General features: G+C 61.6%; 18 protein-coding genes. 11 read left to right on the plus strand and 7 right to left on the minus strand.

Features of this window, described 5'->3' with window-relative positions; all coding sequences use genetic code 11:
* Positions 1-1380 (minus strand): exodeoxyribonuclease VII large subunit, encoded by a 1380-nt coding sequence (gene xseA / locus KGB20_RS10390; RefSeq protein WP_150813628.1) that lies wholly within the window; start codon positions 1378-1380, stop codon positions 1-3.
* 191 nt (positions 1381-1571) lie between these two features.
* Between xseA and KGB20_RS10395 the strand changes: the two genes are divergently transcribed.
* Positions 1572-2333 (plus strand): sulfite exporter TauE/SafE family protein, encoded by a 762-nt coding sequence (locus KGB20_RS10395; protein WP_150813629.1) that lies wholly within the window; start codon positions 1572-1574, stop codon positions 2331-2333.
* 140 nt (positions 2334-2473) lie between these two features.
* On the opposite strand, the gene KGB20_RS10400 is transcribed toward KGB20_RS10395, so the two are convergent.
* From KGB20_RS10400 to KGB20_RS10410, 3 genes are read right to left on the minus strand one after another with little or no spacing between them, the layout of a single operon-like run.
* Positions 2474-2881, minus strand: coding sequence for a DNA polymerase III subunit chi (locus KGB20_RS10400; protein WP_150813630.1), 408 nt, complete (start codon positions 2879-2881; stop codon positions 2474-2476).
* A gap of 8 nt (positions 2882-2889) precedes the next feature.
* Positions 2890-3318 carry a DNA polymerase III subunit chi gene (locus tag KGB20_RS10405; RefSeq protein WP_150813631.1) on the minus strand — a complete coding sequence of 143 codons (429 nt, stop codon included), beginning with the start codon at positions 3316-3318 and terminating at the stop codon, positions 2890-2892.
* A gap of 60 nt (positions 3319-3378) precedes the next feature.
* Entirely contained in the window at positions 3379-4869 is a 1491-nt protein-coding gene (locus tag KGB20_RS10410; protein ID WP_090457748.1) for a leucyl aminopeptidase, read from the minus strand.
* A gap of 394 nt (positions 4870-5263) precedes the next feature.
* On the opposite strand from KGB20_RS10410, the gene lptF reads away from it, so the two are divergent.
* From lptF to pdxJ, 8 genes are all read left to right on the plus strand, one after another.
* A complete protein-coding gene (gene lptF / locus KGB20_RS10415; protein WP_150813632.1) occupies positions 5264-6382 on the plus strand; it encodes an LPS export ABC transporter permease LptF in 1119 nt (372 codons plus the stop codon).
* Positions 6375-7436 carry an LPS export ABC transporter permease LptG gene (gene lptG, locus KGB20_RS10420; RefSeq protein ID WP_057716284.1) on the plus strand — a complete coding sequence of 354 codons (1062 nt, stop codon included), beginning with the start codon at positions 6375-6377 and terminating at the stop codon, positions 7434-7436. Before lptF ends, lptG begins: the two co-directional genes overlap by 8 nt.
* A 171-nt stretch (positions 7437-7607) precedes the next feature.
* On the plus strand, positions 7608-9407 hold the full coding sequence (lepA, locus tag KGB20_RS10425) for a translation elongation factor 4 (RefSeq protein WP_008053223.1): 1800 nt from the start codon (positions 7608-7610) through the stop codon (positions 9405-9407).
* Positions 9408-9412: 5 nt separating this feature from the next.
* Positions 9413-10267, plus strand: coding sequence for a signal peptidase I (lepB, locus tag KGB20_RS10430; RefSeq protein WP_057716283.1), 855 nt, complete (start codon positions 9413-9415; stop codon positions 10265-10267).
* 184 nt (positions 10268-10451) lie between these two features.
* Positions 10452-11141, plus strand: coding sequence for a ribonuclease III (gene rnc / locus KGB20_RS10435; protein WP_008053221.1), 690 nt, complete (start codon positions 10452-10454; stop codon positions 11139-11141).
* On the plus strand, positions 11134-12036 hold the full coding sequence (gene era, locus KGB20_RS10440) for a GTPase Era (RefSeq protein ID WP_007973959.1): 903 nt from the start codon (positions 11134-11136) through the stop codon (positions 12034-12036). The genes rnc and era overlap by 8 nt, the downstream gene beginning before the upstream one ends.
* A 162-nt stretch (positions 12037-12198) precedes the next feature.
* Positions 12199-12888, plus strand: a complete 690-nt coding sequence (gene recO / locus KGB20_RS10445) for a DNA repair protein RecO (protein ID WP_150813633.1) — start codon at positions 12199-12201, stop codon at positions 12886-12888.
* Between the two features lie 49 nt (positions 12889-12937).
* Positions 12938-13684: a pyridoxine 5'-phosphate synthase gene (gene pdxJ, locus KGB20_RS10450; protein WP_008053219.1), complete on the plus strand. Its 747-nt coding sequence runs from the start codon at positions 12938-12940 to the stop codon at positions 13682-13684.
* A 126-nt stretch (positions 13685-13810) separates the two neighbouring features.
* On the opposite strand, the gene mltF is transcribed toward pdxJ, so the two are convergent.
* Positions 13811-15271 (minus strand): membrane-bound lytic murein transglycosylase MltF, encoded by a 1461-nt coding sequence (gene mltF / locus KGB20_RS10455; protein WP_079246808.1) that lies wholly within the window; start codon positions 15269-15271, stop codon positions 13811-13813.
* Between the two features lie 285 nt (positions 15272-15556).
* Here mltF and purL point away from each other — a divergent pair, with 285 nt between their 5' ends.
* Positions 15557-19453 carry a phosphoribosylformylglycinamidine synthase gene (gene purL / locus KGB20_RS10460; protein WP_057716279.1) on the plus strand — a complete coding sequence of 1299 codons (3897 nt, stop codon included), beginning with the start codon at positions 15557-15559 and terminating at the stop codon, positions 19451-19453.
* A gap of 5 nt (positions 19454-19458) precedes the next feature.
* Complete coding sequence (locus KGB20_RS10465) at positions 19459-19770, plus strand: YqfO family protein (RefSeq protein ID WP_057716278.1); 312 nt, start codon at positions 19459-19461, stop codon at positions 19768-19770.
* Between the two features lie 184 nt (positions 19771-19954).
* On the opposite strand, the gene nagE is transcribed toward KGB20_RS10465, so the two are convergent.
* Both nagE and ptsP read right to left on the minus strand, forming a co-directional pair.
* Complete coding sequence (gene nagE / locus KGB20_RS10470; RefSeq protein WP_150813634.1) at positions 19955-21670, minus strand: N-acetylglucosamine-specific PTS transporter subunit IIBC; 1716 nt, start codon at positions 21668-21670, stop codon at positions 19955-19957.
* Between the two features lie 29 nt (positions 21671-21699).
* Entirely contained in the window at positions 21700-24216 is a 2517-nt protein-coding gene (ptsP, locus tag KGB20_RS10475; RefSeq protein WP_154947051.1) for a phosphoenolpyruvate--protein phosphotransferase, read from the minus strand.
* Between the last annotated feature and the right edge of the window lie 30 nt (positions 24217-24246).

Raw genomic sequence — 24246 nt, forward strand, 5'->3', positions numbered from 1 at the left:
TCAATCCAGTAAAGAAAGGGTGACGGGCGTCAGGTGATTGTCTTCGACCCGTACTTGCAGTTCGCCTTCGCCCAGTTTGGCCTTCAGGCGCTGGCCGGTATGGGTTTGTGCGGCGCTGCGGATGGCGTTGCCACGCTCGTCCAGCAAGATGCTGTAACCACGGCCGAGGGTCGCCAGCGGGCTGACCACATGCAGTGTCTGCATCTGGCTGTGCAACTGCAGGCGACGGTTTTTCAGCCCTTCGCGGATCGCGCGCGGCAGGCGTTCGGCCAGGCTGTCGAGGCGCTGGCGAAGCATTGCCAGTTGCCGGCCCGGATGTTGTGCAGCCAGACGGGTTTCCAGGCGGATCAAGCGTTCGCGGCGGGTGTTGAGGCTGCGCTCGAACGCGCGGCGCATGCGCATGTCCAGGTCATCCAGGCGTTGCGCTTGCTGGCGCAGGCGCTCGCCGGGATGGCGCAGACGTCGGGAAACACCTTCCAGGCGCAGGCGGTCGCGCATCAAGCGGTCACGCATGCGCATCACCAGCCGTCGGTGCAGGCTTTCGACCCGACGCATCAGGTCGCTGGAGTCCGGTGCCAGCAATTCGGCGGCAGCGGAAGGGGTGGGCGCGCGTACGTCGGCCACGAAGTCGCTGATCGACACGTCGGTTTCATGGCCGACCGCGCTGACAATCGGCGTCACGCAAGCGTCTACGGCGCGGGCCACGGCTTCTTCGTTGAAGCACCAGAGATCTTCCAGCGAGCCACCGCCCCGGGCCAGGATCAGCGCGTCGAAACCGCGGGCATCGGCCAGTTTCAGGGCGCGGACAATCTGCGCTGTGGCTTCGCGGCCCTGTACGGCGGTAGGGATCAGGGTCAATTGCACCTGCGGTGCACGACGGCGGAACACGCTGATGATGTCGCGGATCACCGCCCCAGTGGGCGAACTGATGATGCCGATGCGTTGCGGATGCGCCGGCAACGGCACCTTGCGCTCGGCACTGAACAGGCCTTCGGCGCTGAGCTTTTCCTTGAGTGCATCGAACGCCAGGCGCAAGGCGCCATCGCCAGCCGGCTCCACGGTGTCGAGGATCAGCTGATAATCACCGCGTCCCTCGAACAGCGAGACCTTGCCACGCACCTTGACCGCCAGGCCGTCTTTCAAGGCCTGGCGAACCCGTGCCGCGTTCTGCCGGAACAACGCGCAACGCACTTGGGCGCCGCTGTCCTTGAGGGTGAAATACACGTGGCCGGAAGCCGGGCGGGCGAGGTTGGAGATTTCGCCTTCGACCCAGATGTTGCTGAACACGTCTTCAAGCAACACCCGCGCGCGGCCGTTGAGCTGGCTGACGGTCAGGACTTCGCGGTCCAGGCCGAGTCTTGCAAAGGGATCTTTAATCATGGGGCGCAGTTTAAAGGCATTCGATGAATAATCTCCATGACTCGGCATAAATCCCTTGTGGGAGCGGGCTTGCTCGCGAAGGCGGTGTGTCAGCCAGGTCAATGCCGAATGGAAGGTCGCTTTCGCGAGCAAGCCCGCTCCCACAGGAGGTAAAGTCGTAGGGAGCATTCAAGGATGACAGGAGATTTACAGTGCTTGAGTTGTTGAACCAATGGCCCTTTGGCCCGCTGGACTGGCTGGTAATCGGTGCGGGCATCGCCCTGGCCTACATCGTGTTCGGCATCGCCGGTTTCGGCACCGCGCTGGTGGCGGGGCCGATTCTGATTCTGTTCATGCCACTGTCGAAGATTGTGCCGTTGCTGGTGCTGCTCGATTTTGTCGCGGCATTCGGCAATCTGCTGCCGTCACGGCGAGATGTGGCGAGGCCGGAGCTGTTGCGGTTGCTGCCGTGCATGGCGGTGGGCTGCACCCTCGGCGTGATATTCCTGCTGAACCTGAAATCCGACCTGTTGTTGCTGCTGATGGGGCTGTTTATCAGCGCCTATGCAATTTACAGCCTGTGGATAAAGGTCCGTCCGGCGCAGTTGTCCGCCGCGTGGGCGCTGCCGATGGGGACGGTGGGCGGAATGTTTGGCGCGTTGTTTGGCAGCGGCGGTTTTCTCTATGCGATCTATTTGAACAGCCGGTTGCCCAAGGAGGCGGCCCGGGCCACCCAGAGTGCGCTGATCAGTTGCAGTACGGTGGTGCGTTTGAGCCTGTTTGCAATCGCCGGTGTGTATGCCGATTTGCCGTTGCTGGTGTTGGCGGTTTGTCTGTTGCCGGCGATGGTGCTGGGGCTGTGGTTCGGTCGACGGCTGACCATGCGCTTGTCCCGCGAGGCGTTTGTGCGCCTGGTGACGTGGCTGGTGCTGGCCAGCGGGATCGCGTTGATCGGACGCTATCTCAGTACCTGAAGATTCAACTTGTGGCGAGACGCTTTGTGTGGGAGCGAGCTTGCTCGCGATGGGGTCAGCAAATTCAGCATTGATGTGCCAGACAGATCGTCATCGCGAGCAAGCTCGCTCCCACAGAAGAGCCCCCCACTGCAAGCTGTTCAGTCGTTGTACTGGCTCAACAAGCGTTCCAGTCGCGCACTGAGGCGGCGTTTGATTTCGGTCTCGATGTGCGGGGCGAAATCGTCGATCACGTCTTGCATGATCAATTGCGCGGCGGCGCGCAATTCGCTGTCCAGGTGCAGCAAGTCATCCGGGTTCTTGCTGGGGGCGGGCGCCGACGTCGCCGCGGTGACGGGTTCAACGATCGGGGCAGGCGTTGTCGGTACGACGGGTGGCGAAGGTTCGCCCACGGCGTCGAACAACATGGGAATCTGTTCCTGATCACCTTCCTCGACCGTGTCGGTCAGCAGAGGCGGTTGCAGGTTGTCATCGCCGAGCAATTGGCGGATCGACTCGAGGTCGTCCAGCAGGTGCGCGGACTGTTGCAGCGGTTTTGGAGTGTCCATTGGAAGGCTCAGAGTCGCTGTAAACGGTGATCTTGCAGAGGATAGCCCTGTTCGCGGTAGAAACGGAAACTCTCCCGCGCGGCCGCTCTGATCGTCGGATCTTCCACCACCACTTCCGCCACCCGGGCGAACCTGTTGGCGAAGGCCGGGACTTTCAGGTCGAGATTGACCAGCAAATCCTGATGTTGACCGCAGTCATCGCCCAACCCCAGGACAATCAAACCCTCAGGTTCGCTGTCGGCAGGGCCGTGGGGCACGAAGCTTTCGCCCTTGAACGCCCACAGCCGCGCATCGAGTTCGTCACGCTGGGCCGCGTCGCTGCAATGCAGGTAGATGCGGTGGCCCATGCGCCAGGCTTTCTCGGTGAGCTTGCAGGCAAAGTCCAGGCGTGCCGAAGGATCGGCGCTGGGCAGGATATAGAAGTCGACTTTGGTCATTGCGGTTCCAGAGCGGCAAGCGGCGCCACCGAAAAGTGACGCCGCCGCCCATCAACGGTTTCAGGCTTTGGCGCGGTCCAGCAGGTATTGGGTCAGCAGGGGAACCGGACGGCCAGTGGCGCCCTTGTCCTTGCCGCCGCTGGTCCAGGCCGTGCCGGCGATGTCCAGGTGCGCCCAGTTCAGGTTCTTGGTGAAGCGCGACAGGAAGCAGGCCGCAGTGATGGTGCCGGCTTTCGGGCCGCCAATGTTGGCGATGTCGGCGAACGGGCTGTCCAGCTGTTCCTGGTACTCATCGAACAGCGGCAGTTGCCAGGCGCGGTCGTCGGCAGCCTTGCCGGCGCTCAGCAGTTGGCCGATCAGTTCGTCATTGTTGCCCAGCAGGCCCGAGGTGTGGGAACCCAGGGCAACCACGCAGGCGCCGGTCAGGGTCGCGATGTCGATGACCGCTTGCGGCTTGAAGCGCTCGGAGTAGGTCAGGGCGTCGCACAGCACCAGACGGCCTTCGGCGTCGGTGTTGAGGATTTCCACGGTCTGGCCGCTCATGGTGGTGACGATGTCGCCCGGGCGCGAAGCGTTGCCGCTCGGCATGTTTTCGGCGCAGGCCAGGATGCACACCAGGTTGATCGGCAGCTTCAGTTCGAGCACGGCACGCAGGGTACCGAACACGCTGGCGGCGCCGCCCATGTCGTACTTCATTTCATCCATGCCGGCACCCGGCTTGAGGCTGATGCCGCCGGTGTCGAAGGTGATGCCTTTGCCGACCAGCGCGTACGGCTTCTCGGATTTCTTGCCACCGTTGTATTGCATGACGATCAGGCGCGGAGGCTGGGCGCTGCCCTGGCCGACGGCGTAGAACGAGCCCATGCCCAGAGCCTTGATCTTCTTCTCGTCGAGGACTTCGACTTTCAGGTCCTTGAATTCTTTGCCCAGGTCTTTGGCCTGCTCACCGAGGAAGGTCGGGTGACAGATGTTCGGCGGCAGGTTACCCAGGTTGCGGGTGAAGGCCATGCCGTTGGCGATGGCGGTGGCGTGGGTCACGGCGCGTTGCACTTCAGCCTGGGCGGCCTTGATGGTCAGCAGGGTGATTTTCTTCAGCGCGCGGGGTTCGGCTTTCTGGCTCTTGAACTGGTCGAAGCTGTACTCGCCGTCCACCAGGGTTTCGGCCAGCAGGCGGGTCTTGCCATAACTGTCGCGGCCTTTGACGACCACTTCATCCAGGGCCAGCACTGCATCGCTGCCGCCCAGGCTTTTGAGGGTATTGAGGATGCCGGCGATGATCTTGCGGAACGGGCGGTCACCCAGTTCGTCGTCCTTGCCAACGCCAACCAGCAGCACACGCTCGGCCTTGAGGTTCGGCAGGCTGTGCAGCAGCAGGCTCTGGCCGACCTTGCCGGCCAGGTCGCCGCGCTTGAGCACAGTGCTGATTGCGCCGCCGCTCAGTTCGTCGAGTTGTCTGGCAACACCGCCGAGCTTGCGGCCTTCGCCGACGGAGACCACGAGAGTGGCGGTCTTCAACGTTTCGGGGTTGACGCTTTTTACAACCAGTTCCATGTCCGGGTCCCTGAATTGATGGTTATCACGCATGCGCTCGACACCTTATGTGCGTCGATTGCTTATAAACAGAAAGGCGCCAGGATCGACCGGCGACAAAGGCCGCAGTTTGAACCTCGCCAGCGGCGGCTGACAACCCTCGGCCGCACGAATGTAGGAGCGAGCCTGCTCGCGAAGACCCCAAGAGTGACGCAGGGTGTCAGGCTCCCCGCGTTATCGTTGACGACCATCGCGAGCAGGCTCGCTCCTACAAGGGGGGGGATGCATTGCGCAGTGACAGGCGCACCCAATCACAGGATAATGCGCCATCTTTTTTCGGCGGCTTTGCCTTGCGGGCTGTCCGATACGTTTGCTTGTTTGGCCGCCTTAGCCTGACAACCCTGGAGTGTCTGGTTTGATCGTCTTCCGTTATCTATCCCGCGAAGTTCTGTTGACCTTGAGCGCCGTCAGTGCCGTGCTGCTGGTCATCATCATGAGCGGTCGCTTCATCAAATACCTCGCCCAGGCGGCTTCGGGCCTACTGGATCCGGGGTCGTTGTTCCTGATCATGGGCTATCGCCTGCCGGGCTTCCTCCAGCTGATCCTGCCGCTGGGGCTGTTTCTCGGGATCCTGTTGTCCTACGGGCGCCTGTACCTCGAAAGCGAAATGACCGTGCTCTCGGCCACGGGCATGAGCCAGCAGCGGCTGTTTTGCATGACGCTGTTCCCGGCCACCCTGGTTGCGCTCGTCGTTGCGTGGCTGAGCCTGAGCCTGGCGCCACAGGGGGCCAATCAGTTTCAGTTGCTGCTGAACAAGCAGGATGCCCTGACCGAATTCGATACCCTGGAGCCAGGGCGTTTCCAGGCTTTGCGCGACGGCACCCGGGTCACCTACACCGAGAGCATGTCCGATGACCGCGTCAATCTGGGTGGTGTGTTCATCTCGCAAAAAAACATCAGTTCCAATAACAAGGATCGCGGGATTTCTGTGCTGGTGGCGGAAAGGGGTCGCCAGGAAATTCGTCCGGACGGCAACCGCTACCTGATTCTTGATAACGGCTATCGCTATGACGGTAGTCCGGGGCAGGCCGACTACCGGGCGATCAAGTATGACGAGTACGGTGTGTTGCTGCCAAAGCCGGAAGTCAGTGACGAAGTCACCGACCGTGATGCAATGCCGACCCGTACATTGATCGGCAGTGACGACATTCGCATGCGCGCCGAGCTGCAATGGCGCATGTCTCTGCCGTTGCTGGTGTTCATCGTGACCTTGATGGCGGTGCCGCTGTCACGGGTCAACCCGCGTCAGGGCCGATTCCTCAAGTTACTGCCGGCGATTCTTCTTTATATGGCTTACCTGACCATTCTGATTGCCGCCCGCGGTGCCCTGGACAAGGGCAAGATCCCTGCGGTGTTTGGCTTGTGGTGGGTGCACGGGATTTTCCTGTCCATCGGCCTGGGCTTGCTCTACTGGGAACCCTTGCGCTTGAAGAGGGCGAGTCGCCGCAGCGCGCTGGAGGTGGCCCGTGGTTAAGCTTGATCGCTACATTGGTAGCAGTGTGTTCATGGCGATCCTGGCGGTGCTCGGGATCATTCTTGGTCTGGCGACACTGTTTGCCTTCATCGACGAGATGGGGGAAATCAGCGATACCTACACCCTGGTCGATGTGCTGAGTTACGTGTTGTTGACCGCTCCGCGCCGGATGTACGAAATGCTGCCGATGGCTGCGCTGATCGGCTGCCTGATCGGTCTGGGCAGCCTGGCCAGCAACAGTGAGCTGACCATCATGCGCGCCGCCGGCGTGTCGATCGGCCGGATCGTCTGGGCGGTCATGAAGCCGATGCTGGTATTGATGCTGGCCGGCGTGCTGGTCGGCGAGTACGTCGCTCCGCCCGCTGAAACCGCCGCGCAGGCCAATCGCTCGCTGGCCCAAGGCAGCGGTGATGCACAAAGCGCCAGGCACGGCTTGTGGCACCGCCAGGGCGATGAGTTCATTCACGTCAACTCGGTACAACCCAACGGCATCCTGTATGGCGTGACCCGTTATCGCTTCGACAAAGAGCGGCACATGCTGTCGGCGAGTTTCGCCAAGCGTGCCAACTTTGAAAACGATCACTGGCAGTTGTCGGATGTCACGACCACGCTGTTCCACGAGCGCAGCACCGAAGTGGTTTCGACCCCGCAAGAGCGCTGGGACGTTGCGTTGAGTCCGCAGTTGCTGAACACCGTGATCATGGTGCCCGAGTCGCTGTCGATCAGTGGCCTGTGGAGTTACATCCATTATCTGGCGGACCAGGGGCTGAACAATGGCCGCTACTGGCTGGCATTTTGGGTCAAGGTGTTGCAGCCGCTGGTGACTGCCGCTCTGGTGTTGATGGCGATTTCCTTCATCTTTGGTCCGCTGCGCTCGGTGACCCTGGGTCAACGGGTGTTCACCGGCGTGCTGGTGGGCTTCACCTTCCGCATCGTTCAGGATCTGCTGGGGCCTTCGAGCCAGGTGTTCGGCTTCCCGCCGTTGCTTTCGGTGCTGGTGCCGGCGGGTGTTTGTGCCGTGGCGGGGCTCTGGCTGTTGCGTCGAGCAGGCTGATGGCGGGCATTTTCCGACCGCTTTGACGTTAAAAAACGCCCTTGTCGCAAGACCGGGGCGTTTTTGTAGGCACCGTCTGACCTGCGAACGTGACGCTTGCGCCGTGGATCAGGTACAATTCCCGGCTATTTTTCGGCGGGCTATGCCTGCAGCCTTTTTGAGTGTTGATCCGTGAGTGATTTGAGTCATATCCGCAATTTCTCCATCATCGCCCACATTGACCATGGCAAGTCGACGCTGGCCGATCGCTTCATCCAGATGTGTGGCGGCCTCGCCGAGCGCGAAATGGAAGCCCAGGTCCTGGACTCCATGGACCTCGAGCGTGAACGCGGGATCACCATCAAGGCGCACAGCGTCACCTTGTATTACAAGGCTCGCGACGGTATCAACTACCAGCTGAACTTCATTGATACCCCCGGCCACGTTGACTTCACCTATGAGGTGAGCCGTTCGCTGGCTGCCTGTGAAGGCGCGCTGCTGGTGGTCGATGCCGGTCAAGGCGTTGAAGCGCAGTCGGTTGCCAACTGCTACACCGCGATCGAGCAGGGCCTGGAAGTGATGCCCGTGCTGAACAAGATCGACCTGCCACAGGCCGATCCGGACCGTGTTAAAGAAGAAATCGAAAAAATCATCGGCATCGATGCCACCGATGCGGTCGAGTGCTCGGCCAAGACCGGCCTGGGCGTCGACGAAGTGCTCGAGCGCCTGGTCGCCACCATTCCTGCACCGACCGGCAACTACGAAGATCCGCTGCAAGCGTTGATCATCGACTCCTGGTTCGACAACTACCTGGGTGTTGTTTCCCTGGTACGCGTGCGCCACGGTCGTGTGAAGAAGGGCGACAAGATCCTGGTCAAGTCCACCGGCAAGATCCACCTGGTAGACAGCGTCGGTGTATTCAACCCGAAGCACACCCCTACCGCTGACCTCAAGGCCGGTGAAGTGGGCTTCATCATCGCCAGCATCAAGGACATTCACGGTGCGCCAGTGGGCGACACCCTGACCTTGAGCTCGACGCCGGACGTTGATGTACTGCCAGGCTTCAAGCGTATTCAGCCGCAGGTTTACGCCGGTCTGTTCCCGGTCAGCTCCGACGACTTCGAAGATTTCCGCGAAGCGCTGCAAAAGCTAACCCTGAACGACTCGTCGCTGCAATACACGCCGGAAAGCTCTGACGCACTGGGCTTCGGCTTCCGTTGCGGCTTCCTCGGCATGCTGCACATGGAAATCATCCAGGAGCGCCTGGAGCGCGAGTACAACCTGGACCTGATCACCACGGCGCCGACGGTAATCTTCGAGCTGCTGCTCAAGACCGGCGAGACGATCTACGTCGATAACCCGTCGAAGCTCCCGGACCTGTCCTCGATCGAAGACATGCGTGAGCCGATCGTGCGGGCCAATATTCTTGTGCCGCAAGAGCACCTGGGCAACGTCATTACCCTGTGCATCGAAAAACGTGGTGTGCAGGTTGACATGCTGTTCCTCGGCTCCCAGGTACAAGTGACCTACGACCTGCCGATGAACGAAGTGGTGCTGGACTTCTTCGACCGTCTGAAATCCACCAGCCGCGGCTATGCTTCGCTGGACTACCATTTCGATCGTTATCAATCGGCTAGCCTGGTGAAACTGGACGTGCTGATCAACGGTGACAAGGTCGACGCCCTGGCGCTGATCGTGCACCGTGACAACTCGCACTACAAAGGTCGCCAGTTGACCGAGAAGATGAAAGAACTGATTCCGCGGCAGATGTTCGACGTGGCAATCCAGGCCGCCATTGGCGGGCAGATTGTGGCGCGGACAACCGTCAAGGCGCTCAGAAAGAACGTATTGGCCAAATGCTACGGTGGTGACGTCAGCCGTAAGAAGAAACTGCTGGAGAAGCAAAAGGCCGGTAAGAAACGCATGAAGCAGGTCGGCAACGTGGAGATTCCACAGGAAGCCTTCCTTGCAGTGCTCAGGTTGGATAGTTAGGTCCTATGTCGCTAAATTTCCCGCTGTTGCTGGTCATCGCCGTGTTCGTCTGCGGCCTGTTGGCGTTGCTCGATCTGTTGATCCTGGCCCCGCGTCGGCGTGCCGCCATCGCTTCCTATCAGGGCAGCGTCAGCCAGCCTGACATGGTCGTGGTCGAGAAGCTGAACAAAGAGCCGCTGCTGGTTGAATACGGCAAGTCGTTCTTCCCGGTGTTGTTCATCGTGCTGGTGCTGCGTTCGTTCCTGGTGGAACCGTTCCAGATTCCTTCCGGTTCGATGAAGCCAACCCTGGATGTCGGCGACTTCATCCTGGTGAGCAAGTTTTCCTACGGGATCCGCTTGCCGGTGATCGACAAGAAAGTCATCGAAGTCGGTGATCCGCAGCGCGGCGATGTGATGGTGTTCCGCTACCCGAGCGACCCGAATGTCAACTACATCAAGCGTGTGGTTGGTTTGCCGGGCGACACGGTTCGCTACACCGCCGACAAGCGCCTGTTCGTCAACGGTCAATCGATTGCCGAGCAACTGGTCGGCTCCGAGCCGGGCACGCTGGGCAGCGCTGAGCTCTACAAGGAAAAACTCGGTGTGGCCGAGCACATGATCCGCAAGGAAATGAGCCGCTACCGCGCAATGCCGGACCATTCGTGGACCGTGCCGGCCGGGCACTACTTCATGATGGGCGACAACCGCGACAACTCCAACGACAGTCGCTACTGGGATGATCCGAACATTCCCAAGGATCTGCTGGGCATGGTTCCCGACAAGAATATCGTCGGCAAGGCCTTTGCGGTCTGGATGAGCTGGCCGGAACCCAAACTCAGCCACCTGCCGAATTTCTCGCGGGTTGGCCTGATCAAGTAATCAGACACGGCGCTGTTGAACACAGCGCCGAATGCATTTCTGGAGCCGGCACAATGGGCGCCAGAGGCATGAAAACAATGATATTCAGGACGTTATTTTTGAACACAGCTTTAATTGTCCCAAGCCTGCGCCAACTTACGGCGATGGCGGTGGAATCCAGCCACGAACTCAGCGTGGGTAAACCGTGAGCGTCTCCTTAAGCCGTCTAGAGCGTCAGCTCGGCTACACCTTCAAGGATCAGGAACTGATGGTCCTGGCCCTGACTCACCGCAGCTTTGCCGGGCGTAACAACGAACGCCTGGAATTCCTCGGTGACGCCATTCTCAACTTCGTCGCCGGCGAGGCGTTGTTCGAGCGCTTCCCGCTGGCTCGCGAAGGCCAGTTGTCGCGTTTGCGCGCACGTCTGGTCAAAGGTGAGACCCTGGCCGTACTGGCCCGTGGTTTCGATCTGGGCGAATACCTGCGCCTGGGCTCGGGCGAGCTGAAAAGCGGCGGTTTTCGTCGCGAGTCGATTCTGGCCGATGCCCTCGAAGCGCTGATCGGTGCGATCTACCTCGATGCTGGCATGGAAATGGCCCGCGAGCGTGTGCTCGCCTGGCTGGCCGGCGAGTTCGAAGGTCTGACGCTGGTCGACACCAACAAAGATCCAAAGACCCGCCTGCAAGAGTTCCTGCAGTCCCGTGGTTGTGAGCTGCCGCGTTACGAAGTGGTGGATATCCAGGGTGAGCCGCATTGCCGGACGTTCTTCGTCGAATGCGAAATCATCTTACTGAATGAAAAAAGCCGAGGTCAGGGTGTGAGTCGTCGTATTGCCGAACAGGTAGCGGCCGCCGCAGCACTGATTGCCCTGGGTGTGGAGAATGGCAATGACTGATACAAACGCAACTCGCTGTGGCTATGTTGCCATCGTCGGCCGTCCGAACGTGGGCAAGTCCACGTTGCTGAACCACATCCTGGGTCAGAAGCTGGCGATCACCTCGCGCAAACCGCAAACCACCCGTCACAACATGCTCGGTATCAAGACCGAGGGCGATGTGCAGGCGATCTACGTCGACACCCCTGGTATGCACAAGGGCGGCGAAAAGGCCCTGAACCGCTACATGAACAAGACCGCTTCGGCGGCGCTGAAAGACGTCGACGTGGTGATCTTCGTGGTCGACCGCACCAAGTGGACTGAAGAAGACCAGATGGTTCTCGAGCGCGTCCAGTACGTGACCGGCCCGCTGATCGTGGCGTTGAACAAGACCGACCGCATCGAAGACAAGGCCGAGCTGATGCCGCACCTGAGCTGGTTGCAGGAACAGCTGCCGAACGCGCAGATCATCCCGATTTCCGCGCAGCACGGGCACAACCTCGACGCGCTGGAGCGTGTGATTGCCGAGCACCTGCCGGAAAACGATCACTTCTTCCCGGAAGACCAGATCACCGACCGCAGCAGCCGTTTCCTCGCCGCCGAGCTGGTGCGCGAAAAAATCATGCGCCAGATGGGCGCCGAGCTGCCGTACCAGATCACCGTTGAAATCGAAGAGTTCAAGCAGCAGGGCAAGACCCTGCACATTCATGCCTTGATCCTCGTCGAGCGCGATGGCCAGAAAAAAATCATCATTGGCGACAAGGGCGAGCGCATCAAGCGCATCGGCACCGAGGCGCGCAAGGACATGGAGCTGCTGTTCGACTCCAAGATCATGCTCAACCTGTGGGTCAAGGTTAAGGGTGGCTGGTCCGATGACGAGCGTGCATTGCGTTCGTTGGGTTACGGCGACCTGTAAAACATCAAGCAGCACATAGATCTACTGTGGGAGCGGGCTTGCTCGCGAAGAGGATGTAACATTCAGCTTTGATGTTGACTGTTACACCGCTTTCGCGAGCAAGCCCGCTCCCACATTGGTTTTGGGTTGTTTGTAAAGTTGCGCTCTTTCATCGAGAAATTCATGTCGCAAAGTCCGCCTCCCGCCCAACCCGCCTATGTCCTGCACTCCCGCGCCTACCGTGAAAACAGCGCGCTGGTGGACTTCCTCACGCCGCAAGGTCGGCTGCGGGCGGTGTTGCGCAGTGCACGGGGCAAGGCCGGGACACTGGCGCGGCCGTTCGTGCCATTGGAAGTCGAGTTCCGGGGCAAGGGCGAGCTGAAGAATGTCGGGCGCATGGAGAGTGCTGGCATCTCCACCTGGCTCAATGGCGAGGCGCTGTTCAGCGGTCTTTACCTCAATGAATTGCTGATTCGCCTGTTGCCCGCCGAAGATCCTCATCCCGGCGTATTCGATCACTACGCTGCGACTTTGCTGGCGCTGGCTGAAGGTCGTGCTCTGGAGCCCTTGCTGCGCTCCTTCGAATGGCGCTTGCTCGATGACCTCGGCTACGGTTTTTCCCTGACGACTGATATTCATGATCAGCCCGTCGCGCCGGACGGCCTCTACCGTTTGCAAGTGGATGCCGGGCTGGAGCGTGTCTACCTGTTGCAACCGGGCCTGTTCAACGGCACCGAATTGCTGGCCATGGCTGAAGCCGACTGGTCTGCCCCCGGCGCTCTGTCTGCCGCCAAGCGCTTGATGCGCCAGGCGTTGGCCGTTCACCTGGGCGGGCGTCCACTTGTCAGTCGCGAGCTGTTTCGCAAGCCCTGATCACACCGTATGCTGTGCACCGAACTTTCTCTTCTTCTGGAGCGCTTCCGTGACCACCAGCACCCGTATTCTTCTTGGCGTGAACATCGACCACGTTGCCACCCTGCGTCAGGCCCGGGGCACCCGTTACCCGGACCCGGTCAAGGCTGCACTGGACGCGGAAGAGGCGGGCGCCGACGGCATCACCGTGCACCTGCGCGAAGACCGTCGGCACATTCAGGAGCGCGACGTTCTGCTGCTCAAGGACGTGCTGCAAACCCGCATGAACTTCGAAATGGGTGTCACCGAGGAAATGATGCAGTTCGCCGAGCGCATCCGCCCGGCGCACATTTGCCTGGTGCCGGAAACCCGTCAGGAACTGACCACCGAAGGTGGCCTGGATGTGGCGGGGCAGGAGGCGCGGATCAAGGCGGCGGTCGAGCGTCTGTCGAAGATCGGCTCCGAAGTGTCGCTGTTCATTGATGCCGATGAGCGCCAGATCGAAGCTTCCCGTCGTGTCGGCGCGCCAGCCATCGAGTTGCACACCGGGCGTTATGCCGATGCCGAGACACCGACCGAAGTCGCCGAAGAACTCAAGCGTGTAGCCGATGGCGTGGCCTTCGGTCTGGCCCAGGGCCTGATCGTCAATGCCGGTCATGGCCTGCACTATCACAACGTCGAAGCCGTGGCGGCGATCAAGGGCATCAACGAGTTGAACATCGGCCATGCGCTGGTGGCCCATGCGCTGTTCGTTGGCTTCAAGTCGGCTGTTTCGGAGATGAAGGCGCTGATACTGGCGGCTGCCGCAAAAGCCTAAGCCGAACACAAAAACCAATGTGGGAGCGGGCTTGCTCGCGAAAGCGGAGTATCAGCCAACAGAGATGTTGGATGATAAATTGCCTTCGCGAGCAAGCCCGCTCCCACATTTGATTGGTGGTGATTGTCAGAGCGGTGCAGGTTCCTGCGACGGCTTGCTCTTGTCGATCCCCGGAACAAGCAGTTTGCCCTCGGCGACCTGGTCGCCTTCAAGCTGCGGCTGCGTGACCCAGGTCAGGATGTCGTAGTAGCGACGGATGTTCGCCACGAAATGCACCGGTTCGCCGCCACGGGCGTAGCCGTAACGGGTTTTGCTGTACCACTTCTTTTCCGACAGGCGCGGCAGGATCTTCTTCACGTCCAGCCATTTGTCCGGGTTCAACCCTTCCTTGGCCGCCAGTTTGCGTGCGTCATCCAGGTGGCCGCTGCCGACGTTGTAGGCCGCCAGGGCAAACCAGGTCCGGTCCGGCTCCTGAATCGAGTCGTCGAGCTGGTCTTTCATGTAGGCCAGGTACTTGGCGCCGCCCATGATGCTCTGCCTGGGGTCCAGGCGGTTGGACACGCCCATGGCCTGCGCGGTGTTCTGGGTCAGCATCATCAGGCCGCGCACGCCGGTCTTGGACGTGACCGTCGGTTGCCACAACGACTCCTGGTACCCGATGGCCGCCAGCAGGCGCCAGTCGACTTTCTCCTTCTTGGCGTAGGCCTTGAAGTGCTGTTCGTACTTGGGCAGGCGTTGCTGCAAGTGTTGGGCAAACGTGGTGGCGCCCATGTAGCCGAGGACGTCGACATGCCCGTAGTAGCGGTCCTTGAGGCGTTGCAGGGTGCCGTTCTTCTTGACCTTGTCGAGGTAATCGTTGATTTCGTTGAGCAGGCTGTTGTCGTCGCCCGGGGCGACGGCCCAGCTCTGGTTGCTGGCGTCGCCGAGGTCGAAGGCGACCCGGATGTTGGTGAAGTACACCTGGTTCATCGCCACTTCGTTGGAGTCGACCAGGGTCAGGTCGATCTGACCTTCATCCACCATGCGCAGGAGATCGACGACCTCGACCGCGTCAGACTCTTCGTATTCGATGCCGGGAAACTTCTGTTTCAGCTGCGCCAGTTGTTCGGCGTGGGTGCTGCCCTTGAGCACCATGATCTTCTTGCCCACCAGATCCTTCGCATCGGTTGGCCGGGACTGGCCGTTGCGGTAGATGATCTGCGGGGTGACTTCCAGGTAGGAGTGGGAGAAGCGCACCTGCTTCTTGCGCTCTTCGCTGCTGACCAGACCGGCAGCCGCCAGCACCGGGCCATTGGGCTTGCCGACCTGGTTGAACAGGTCATCGAGGTTGTCGGCGGTCTCGATCTTGAGCTCGACCCCCAGATCGTCGGCGAAGCGCTTCACCAGCTCGTATTCGAAGCCGGTCTCACCGTTGCGATCCTGAAAGTAGGTGGCGGGGCTGTTTCGGGTAACCACCCGCAGCACACCATCCTCCTTTACGCGCTCGAGCGTGTTGGGTTTATCAACACAGCCACCGAGCATCAGGAAGAGTCCGGTTGCGATCAGCCATTTGGCGTACCGCGGACGCAAAGCCGTTGGGAAAAACATCTGCGCAGTATACGCAAAGGACCACGAGCGCCATATCTCGACAGTGAGGGGCTTGTCTGCTAGCGATCACAAAACCGGCCGAAACCCCGCAGGAATGGGCCTTGCCTGCATTTTGTTACAGTAAAAATAAGCTGTTGCTGCACGCCCGGTTAACCTGACTTTCGAGGCAGAAACACAGATCGACGCCCGAGTGCAACCGTGCGTAGCGTTTCGGGTGATGTCGCGGGCTGTTTAGGCTAGAATGCACGGCCTCAAAGCACACCCCTTCCCGAGGCTGTCCCGAAGATGTTGATCCTGCGCGGCGCTCCTGCCCTTTCTGCCTTTCGCCACAGCAAGCTCCTTGAGCAACTGAGCCAGAAGGTTCCGGCTGTCAGCGGCCTGTATGCTGAATTCGCTCACTTCGCCGAAGTTACCGGCGTCCTGACCGGCGACGAACAGCAGGTGCTCGCGCGCCTTCTGAAGTACGGTCCAAGCGTTCCGGTACAGGAACCGACCGGTCGTCTGTTTCTGGTGCTGCCGCGTTTCGGCACCATCTCGCCGTGGTCGAGCAAGGCCAGCGACATCGCCCGTAACTGTGGCCTGGCGAAAATCCAGCGCCTGGAGCGCGGCATCGCGTTCTACGTGGCCGGCCAGTTCAGCGACGCTGAAGCCCAGCTGATCGCCGACGGTCTGCACGACCGCATGACCCAGATCGTCCTGGGCAACCTCGAACAGGCCGCCGGCCTGTTCAGTCACGCCGAACCGAAACCCCTGACCGCCATCGACGTGTTGGGTGGCGGCCGTGCCGCGCTGGAAAAAGCCAACACCGAGCTGGGCCTGGCCCTGGCCGAAGACGAGATCGACTATCTGGTCAACGCTTTCGTCGGCTTGAAGCGCAACCCGCATGACATCGAACTGATGATGTTCGCCCAGGCGAACTCCGAGCACTGCCGTCACAAGATCTTCAACGCCAGTTGGGACATCGACGGCGAGAGCCAGGAAAAAAGCCTGTTCGGCATGATCAAGAACACCTACGTGATGCATAGCGAAGGCGTTCTGTCGGCTTATAAGGACAACGCTTCGGTGATCGTCGGCTCCGTGGCCGGTCGCTTCTTCCCGGACCCTGAGACCCGCCAGTACGGCGCGGTGCAGGAGCCGGTGCACATCCTGATGAAGGTTGAAACCCACAACCACCCGACCGCGATTGCCCCGTTCCCGGGCGCATCCACCGGTTCCGGTGGCGAGATCCGTGACGAAGGCGCCACCGGTCGCGGTGCCAAGCCGAAGGCTGGCCTGACCGGTTTCACCGTGTCGAACCTGCAGATCCCGGGCTTCGAACAGCCGTGGGAAGTGCCGTACGGCAAGCCCGAGCGCATCGTCACCGCGCTGGACATCATGATCGAAGGCCCGCTGGGCGGCGCTGCGTTCAACAACGAATTCGGTCGTCCGGCACTGACCGGCTACTTCCGTACCTTCGAACAGTCGATCACCACCCCGCACGGTGACGAAGTTCGCGGCTACCACAAACCGATCATGCTGGCCGGCGGCATGGGCAACATCCGTGAAGAACACGTCAAGAAAGGCGAGATCGTCGTCGGCTCCAAGCTGATCGTGCTCGGCGGCCCGGCGATGCTGATCGGCCTGGGCGGCGGCGCCGCTTCCTCCATGGCCACCGGCACCAGCTCGGCAGACCTGGACTTCGCTTCCGTACAGCGCGAAAACCCGGAAATGGAGCGTCGCTGCCAGGAAGTCATCGACCGTTGCTGGCAACTGGGCGACAAGAACCCGATCAGCTTCATCCACGACGTGGGTGCGGGCGGTCTGTCCAACGCCTTCCCGGAACTGGTCAACGACGGCGACCGCGGTGGCCGTTTCGAACTGCGCAACATTCCAAACGACGAGCCGGGCATGGCCCCGCACGAAATCTGGTCCAACGAATCCCAGGAACGTTACGTTCTGGCCGTGGGGCCGGCGGATTTCGAGCGCTTCAAGGCGATCTGCGAACGTGAGCGTTGCCCGTTTGCCGTCGTCGGCGAAGCCACTGCCGAACCGCAGTTGACCGTCACCGACAGCCACTTCGGCAACAGCCCGGTGGACATGCCGCTGGAAGTGCTGCTGGGCAAGGCTCCACGCATGCACCGTTCGGTGGTTCGTGAAAACGAACTGGGCGACGATTTCGATCCGTCGACCCTGAGCATCGCCGACTGCGTCGAGCGCGTCCTGCATCACCCGGCCGTGGCGAGCAAAAGCTTCCTGATCACCATCGGCGACCGCACCATCACCGGCCTCGTGGCCCGTGACCAGATGGTCGGCCCGTGGCAGGTTCCGGTGGCCGACGTTGCCGTCACCGCCACCAGCTTCGACGTCTACACCGGTGAAGCCATGGCGATGGGCGAGCGTACTCCGCTGGCACTGCTGGACGCTCCGGCGTCGGGCCGCATGGCCATCGGCGAAACCCTGACCAACATCGCGGCCTCGCGCATCGGCAAGATCTCCGACATCAAACTGTCGGCGAACTGGATGTCGGCTGCCGGTCACCCGGGTGAAGATGCACGCCTGTACGACACCGTGAAAGCGGTCGGCATGGAGTTGTGCCCTGAGCTGGGCATCACCATCCCGGTTGGCAAGGACTCGATGTCCATGGCCACCCGCTGGAACGATGAAGGCGTGGACAAGTCCGTGACTTCGCCGATGTCCCTCATCGTGACCGGTTTCGCGCCAGTGACTGACATCCGTCAGACCCTGACCCCACAACTGCGCATGGACAAGGGCACCACCGACCTGATCCTGATCGACCTGGGCCGCGGCCAGAACCGCATGGGCGCCTCGATCCTGGCGCAGGTTCACGGCAAGCTCGGCAAGCAGGCGCCGGACGTCGATGACGCCGAAGACCTCAAAGCCTTCTTCGCGGTGATCCAGGGCCTCAACGCCGACGGCCACCTGCTGGCTTACCACGACCGTTCCGACGGTGGTCTGCTGACCAGCGTTGTCGAGATGGCGTTCGCCGGTCACTGTGGCCTGAGCCTGAACCTCGACGGTCTGGCAGAAACCTCTGCCGACATCGCCGCCATCCTGTTCAACGAAGAACTGGGTGCCGTGATCCAGGTTCGCCAGGACGCGACCCCGGACATCCTCGCGCAGTTCAGCGCTGCCGGCCTGGGTGACTGCGTGTCGGTGATCGGTCAGCCAATCAACAATGGCGAGATCGGCATCACCTTCAACGGTGACACGGTGTTCGAAGGCCAGCGTCGTCTGCTGCAACGCCAGTGGGCCGAGACCAGCTACCAGATCCAGCGTCTGCGTGACAACGCCGACTGCGCCGAGCAAGAGTTCGACGTGCTGCTGGAAGAAGAAAACCCGGGCCTGAGCGTCAAGCTGAGCTACGACATCAACCAGGACATCGCCGCGCCTTACATCAAGAAAGGCATTCGCCCACAGGTTGCCGTACTGCGTGAGCAGGGCGTCAACGGTCAGGTGGAAATGGCTGCCGCGTTCGACCGCGCCGGTTTCAACGCGATCGACGTGCACATGAGCGACATCCTGGCCGGCCGGGTCGACCTGAACGAGTTCAAGGGCATGGTCGCTTGCGGCGGCTTCTCTTACGGCGACGTATTGGGTGCCGGTGAAGGCTGGGCGAAATCCGCGCTGTTCAACAGCCGTGCCCGCGATGCGTTCCAGGGCTTCTTCGAACGCAACGACAGCTTCACCCTCGGCGTGTGCAACGGTTGCCAGATGATGTCCAACCTGCACGAGCTGATCCCGGGCAGCGAGTTCTGGCCGCACTTCGTGCGCAACCGCTCCGAGCAGTTCGAAGCCCGTGTTGCCATGGTGCAGATCCAGGAGTCGAACTCGATCTTCCTGCAAGGCATGGCCGGTTCGCGCATGCCGATCGCCATTGCTCACGGTGAAGGCCATGCCGAGTTCGCCAGCGAAGAAGCACTGCTGGAAGCCGATCTGTCGGGTTGCGTGGCGATGCGTTTCGTCGACAACCACGGCAAGGTCACCGAAAGCTACCCGGCCAACCCGAACGGCTCGCCGCGCGGAATCACCGGTTTGACCAGCCGCGACGGTCGCGTGACCATCATGATGCCGCACCCGGAACGTGTGTTCCGCGCCGTGCAGAACTCGTGGCGTTCGGATGACTGGAACGAAGATGCTCCGTTGATGCGTATGTTCCGTAACGCTCGTGTGTGGGTGAACTAAGCACCGTGTACAAGCTCAGCTTTTTTGTTCCCGACAGTCATGTCGAGGTGGTCAAAAGCGCCGTATTCGCCGCCGGTGGTGGGCGAATCGGTGCTTATGACCACTGTGCATGGCAAGTGTTGGGCACTGGCCAGTTTCGTCCACTGGACGGCAGCCAGCCGTTCATTGGCGAGGCAGGGCAGGTCGAACAGGTCGAGGAATGGAAGGTTGAGCTGGTGGTGGCCGATGAGTTGATTCGCTCGGTAGTGGCGGCTCTGAAACAGAGCCATCCCTATGAGACACCGGCTTATGAAGTGTGGCGGCTGGAGGATTTCTGATTCTCCGGTGCTGAAATGAAAAACCCGCTGAAAGAGATTTCAGCGGGTTTTTTATTGATCGGGTTTTTGTGGTGTTGCTTATGGCCTCTTCGCGAGCAAGCCCGCTCCCACAGTGGTCCGGTGTATGCAGATCCAATGTGGGAGCGAGCTTGCTCGCGATGGCGGCCTATCAGGCACCGAAGATCTAAACCTTGGCACTCACCTCGCTGCGATTGACCAACACTTCCAGTGCATCACTCAAGCTCGGCGCCTTGTCGCCAATCAGCAGATGCCAGATACCGCCATCCAGCTGACTTACACCCTGGCAACCCAACGCTTTCAAATCGAACTCCGACAACGCCTTGCCATCGGCCAGTTGCAGGCGGATGCGGGTCATGGCCACGCAATCGAGTTGCAGCACATTGTCGCCACCACCCAGGGCATTGAGCCATTGCTGCGCCTCGGGTGTCGCCACGGCGGCAGGTGGAGTGGCGTCGATTTCTGCGGGCGGTGACGACACGATGGCGCGGCCCAGTGCCGGCATTGCCAGGCGAATTTCGTCGGCAATGGCATCGGCCATCGGCCCGACCACCACCTGCAAACTCCCGCCCTTACCCGGACGCACGACGGCCATGGCACCGAGCGCCTTGAGATCGGCATCCGAAGCCTTGTTGCGATCCACCATGTCCAGGCGCAAGCGCGTGGTGCAGGCGCCGACGGTGATCAGGTTTTCGGCACCGCCCAAGGCCTTGATGTATGCCCCGGCGCGTTCATTGTCGGCGACGACAACCTGCTCGACGTCAGCGCTGGTTTCGCGGCCCGGTGTCTTCAGGTCGAAGCGGCGGATACAGAAGTCAAACACCACGTAATAGATCACGGCATACGCCAGGCCCACCGGGAACACCAGCCAGCCGTTGGTGGACTTGCCCCAGCCCAGGATCATGTCGATGAAGCCGCCGGAGAAGGTGAACCCCAGGTGGATGTTCAGCGCATTGGTGATGGCCATCGACAGGCCGGTCAGCAACGCATGCAGCACAAACAGCAACGGCGCGAGGAACATGAAGGCGAATTCAATCGGCTCGGTGACGCCGGTCAGGAACGCGGTCAACGCCATCGACAGGAAGATCCCGCCCATCACCTTGCGTCGTGCCGGCAGGGCATTGCGGTACATCGCCAGGCAGGCGGCGGGCAGGCCGAAGATCATCATCGGGAACATGCCGGTCATGAACTGGCCACCCTTCGGATCGCCGGCGAAGTAGCGCGACAGGTCGCCAGTCACCAGCGCCCCGGTGGTGGGGTCGGTGAAGTTGCCGAACACGAACCACGCCATGTTGTTGAGGATGTGGTGCAGGCCGGTGACGATCAGCAGGCGGTTGAACAGGCCGAAGACGAACGCGCCGAAGCTGCCGCTTTCCATCATCAGTGTGCCGAAGCTGTTGATGCCGTGCTGGATCGGCGGCCAGATGTAGCCGAACACCACACCCAGCCCCACGGCGGCGAACCCGGTGACAATCGGCACGAACCGTCGGCCACCGAAGAACGCCAGGTATTCCGGCAGCTTGATGTCCTTGAAGCGGTTGTACAGCGCGCCGGCCATCAGTCCGCTGACGATCCCGGCGAGCATGCCCATGTTGATGCTCGGGTCGAGCGCCTTGAGGGTGGAGATCATCACCAGGTAACCGATCACCCCGGCCAGACCCGCCGTACCGTTGTTGTCCCTGGCGAAGCCGACCGCAATGCCGATGGCGAAGATCATCGCCAGGTTGGCGAAGATCACCTGGCCGGCGTCGTGGATGATCGCGATGTTCAGCAGATCGGTATCGCCCAGGCGCAGCAGCAGGCCGGCAATCGGCAGGATCGCGATCGGCAGCATCAGCGCGCGGCCGAGGCGTTGCAGGCCTTCGATGAAAAGTTGGTACATGGCGGTTCTCCGTGGATTCTTGTTGTTCTTCAGCTCAGAGGCCAATGCTGGTGACAGGCGTGACGCACGGCACTGGCGCTGCTCAGCTTGAGCAGGCCCTGGCTGATGCGCCGGCATTCGCTGGCGTCGAGATGACGCACGCGGTCCTTGATTTCGCCGACCTGTACTGGGCTCACCGACAATTCACTGACCCCTAGGCCGATCAACACCGGCGTGGCCAATGGATCGGACGCCAGTGCGCCGCACACGCCCACCCAACGGTTGTGCTGCGCCGCACCGGCGCAGGTCTGGGCGATCAGCCGCAGCAGTGCCGGGTGTAGCGCATCGACGCGAGCGGCGAGCCCGGCGTGGTCGCGGTCCATGGCCAGGGTGTATTGCGACAGGTCGTTGGTGCCGATGGACAGGAAGTCCGCGTGTTCGGCCAGTTGCTCGGCCAGCAGCGCGGCGGCCGGAACTTCGATCATCACACCCAGTTCCGGGCGTTGCGCCAGGCCGAGTTCACCGCACAAGGCATCGAGGCGCTGGCGGATGTGCAGCAGTTCATCGACTTCCGTGACCATTGGCAGCAGGATCCGGCAGCGTGACAACGGGCGCAGGTGCAGCAGCGCGCGCAATTGCTGGTCGAGCAGTTCAGGGCGCGCCTGGGCCAGGCGAATGCCGCGCAGGCCGAGCACCGGATTGGCCTCGGCGGGCAGTGGCAGGTAGTCCAGTTGCTTGTCGCCGCCGACGTCGATGGTGCGGATGATCACCGACTTGTCGCCCATGGCATCGAGCACCGCTTGATAGGCGTGGTGTTGTTCCTGTTCGTCCGGCGCGGTGTGGCGGTCGACGAAGAGAAACTCGGTGCGCAGCAAGCCGACGCCGTCGGCGCCATTGGCCAACGCGTCTGCCGCTTCCGTGCTGGATGCCACATTGGCGGCGACTTCGATGCGCAGGCCATCGGTGGTCAGTGCGGGGGTGTGCGCCTGGGCCTGTTGTTCGGCCCGGCGTTGTTGCTGTTGCTGTTGCAGCTGGCGCACGTCGGCCAGGCGCTGTGTGCTGGGTGTCAGTTCGAGGCGGCCGCCGTCGGCGTCCAGCACCACCGGTTGCCCCTGTTGCTGATCGAGTAGCGTCGAACCCAGCGCCACCATGCACGGCAGGCCTTTGCCCCGGGCCAGAATCGCCACGTGGGAGGTCGCGCCACCTTCGGCCATGCACAGTCCGGCGACGCCTTGCTGGCTCAGTTGCAGTAAATCGGAGGGCGTCAATTCATGCGCCGCGACGATGGCGCCGGCCGGCACGTCGTAATGCCAGGTGTCGCCGAGCAATGCGCGCAGCACCCGTTGCTTGAGGTCGCGCAGGTCGTTGGCGCGTTCGGCCAGCAGTGTGCTGCCGGTTTGCTGGAGGACTTCGCACTGCACGTCGATGGCCTGGCTCCAGGCGTGGGTCGCGGCCGTGCCCAGGACGACGGTTTGTAAGGCGGCGTCCAGCAGGGCCGGGTCTTCCAGCAGCGCCAGGTGTGCGGCGAAGATCGCCTCTTCAGAGGTGTCCTTGTGTTTTTTCGCCAGGACCAGCGTGCGTTCGATTTCGCTGCGCACCTGGCTCAGTGCCGCGTCCAGCACTTGCTGCTGTTGCTGTGGATCATGATGGCCGGCATCCACCGGCAGGCTGATCGCATTCAGGTGGAACAGCGGCCCGCCGACCAGGCCGGGCGCCGCACAGACGCCGTGCAATACGCCGGCTTCGGCGGGGCGATTGCGTTGGGCAATCGTGGTCGGCGCGGCGGCATGGCTGTCTTCGGCCAGGGCTGTGGATAACGCGGTCAGCAAGGCTTGCAGCGCGGCTTCGGCGTCCGGGCCCTGGCAACTGACCTGGACTTCTGCCTGTTCGGCGATGGCCAGCCCCATCAGGCCGATCAGGCTGTCGCAGGTGGCCGACTTGCCGGCGAAATGCAGCTGCGATTTGCTTTTGAATCCTTGCGCGGTCTGACGGATCAGCGCGGCCGGTCGTGCGTGCAGACCGCCACGGTGAGCAATGCGCACCAGACCGACAATCTCTGCGCCAGAAAACTCGGCATCGATCTGTGTGCTCGACGTCTGTCGACGAATGATGTGCAGCAGCGGCTCGCCGACCTTTACCGACTTGAGGGTGATGGGCCGTGCCTGAAAGTCCTGGCTGTTGGTGAGGATCAGCAGGCTGACCAGGCTTTTGCACTGTTGCGCGACCTTGTCCAGGTCGTAGCGCAGCAGGGGTTGGCCATTGGCAACCCGTGCGCCTTCCTGCACCAGCATCGAAAAGCCCTGGCCCTGCAACTCGACCGTGTCCAGGCCCAGGTGCAGGAGCAATTCCGCGCCGTTGTCGGCACGCAGGGTCACCGCGTGACCGGTGCGGGCGACATGCACCACCACGCCCGCGCACGGCGCATGAAGGGTATCGTTCAACGGGTCGATGGCGATCCCGTCGCCCATGGCACCGCTGGCAAACACCGCATCCGGGACTTTGGCGAGCGTGAGCACCGGGCCGCTGAGCGGGGCGCTGAGGGTCAGCTCTTTATTGTTGTTATGCATGGCTCGGTCTCATCAAAAAATACGGTTCGG

Origin of the sequence: Pseudomonas sp. BF-R-30 (assembly GCF_019956175.1) — a bacterium.
GTDB lineage: Bacteria > Pseudomonadota > Gammaproteobacteria > Pseudomonadales > Pseudomonadaceae > Aquipseudomonas > Aquipseudomonas jessenii.

Bases quoted from the DNA above. Each gene is read 5' to 3' on its own strand.
- KGB20_RS10410 (WP_090457748.1), bottom strand. From the start codon at position 4,869: ATGGAACTGGTTGTAAAAAGCGTCAACCCCGAAACGTTGAAGACCGCC.
- ptsP (WP_154947051.1), bottom strand. From the start codon at position 24,216: ATGCATAACAACAATAAAGAGCTGACCCTCAGCGCCCCGCTCAGCGGC.
- lepB (WP_057716283.1), top strand. From the start codon at position 9,413: ATGTCGCTAAATTTCCCGCTGTTGCTGGTCATCGCCGTGTTCGTCTGC.
- nagE (WP_150813634.1), bottom strand. From the start codon at position 21,670: ATGTACCAACTTTTCATCGAAGGCCTGCAACGCCTCGGCCGCGCGCTG.
- KGB20_RS10400 (WP_150813630.1), bottom strand. From the start codon at position 2,881: ATGGACACTCCAAAACCGCTGCAACAGTCCGCGCACCTGCTGGACGAC.
- KGB20_RS10405 (WP_150813631.1), bottom strand. From the start codon at position 3,318: ATGACCAAAGTCGACTTCTATATCCTGCCCAGCGCCGATCCTTCGGCA.
- purL (WP_057716279.1), top strand. From the start codon at position 15,557: ATGTTGATCCTGCGCGGCGCTCCTGCCCTTTCTGCCTTTCGCCACAGC.
- mltF (WP_079246808.1), bottom strand. From the start codon at position 15,271: ATGTTTTTCCCAACGGCTTTGCGTCCGCGGTACGCCAAATGGCTGATC.
- xseA (WP_150813628.1), bottom strand. From the start codon at position 1,380: ATGATTAAAGATCCCTTTGCAAGACTCGGCCTGGACCGCGAAGTCCTG.
- recO (WP_150813633.1), top strand. From the start codon at position 12,199: ATGTCGCAAAGTCCGCCTCCCGCCCAACCCGCCTATGTCCTGCACTCC.
- era (WP_007973959.1), top strand. From the start codon at position 11,134: ATGACTGATACAAACGCAACTCGCTGTGGCTATGTTGCCATCGTCGGC.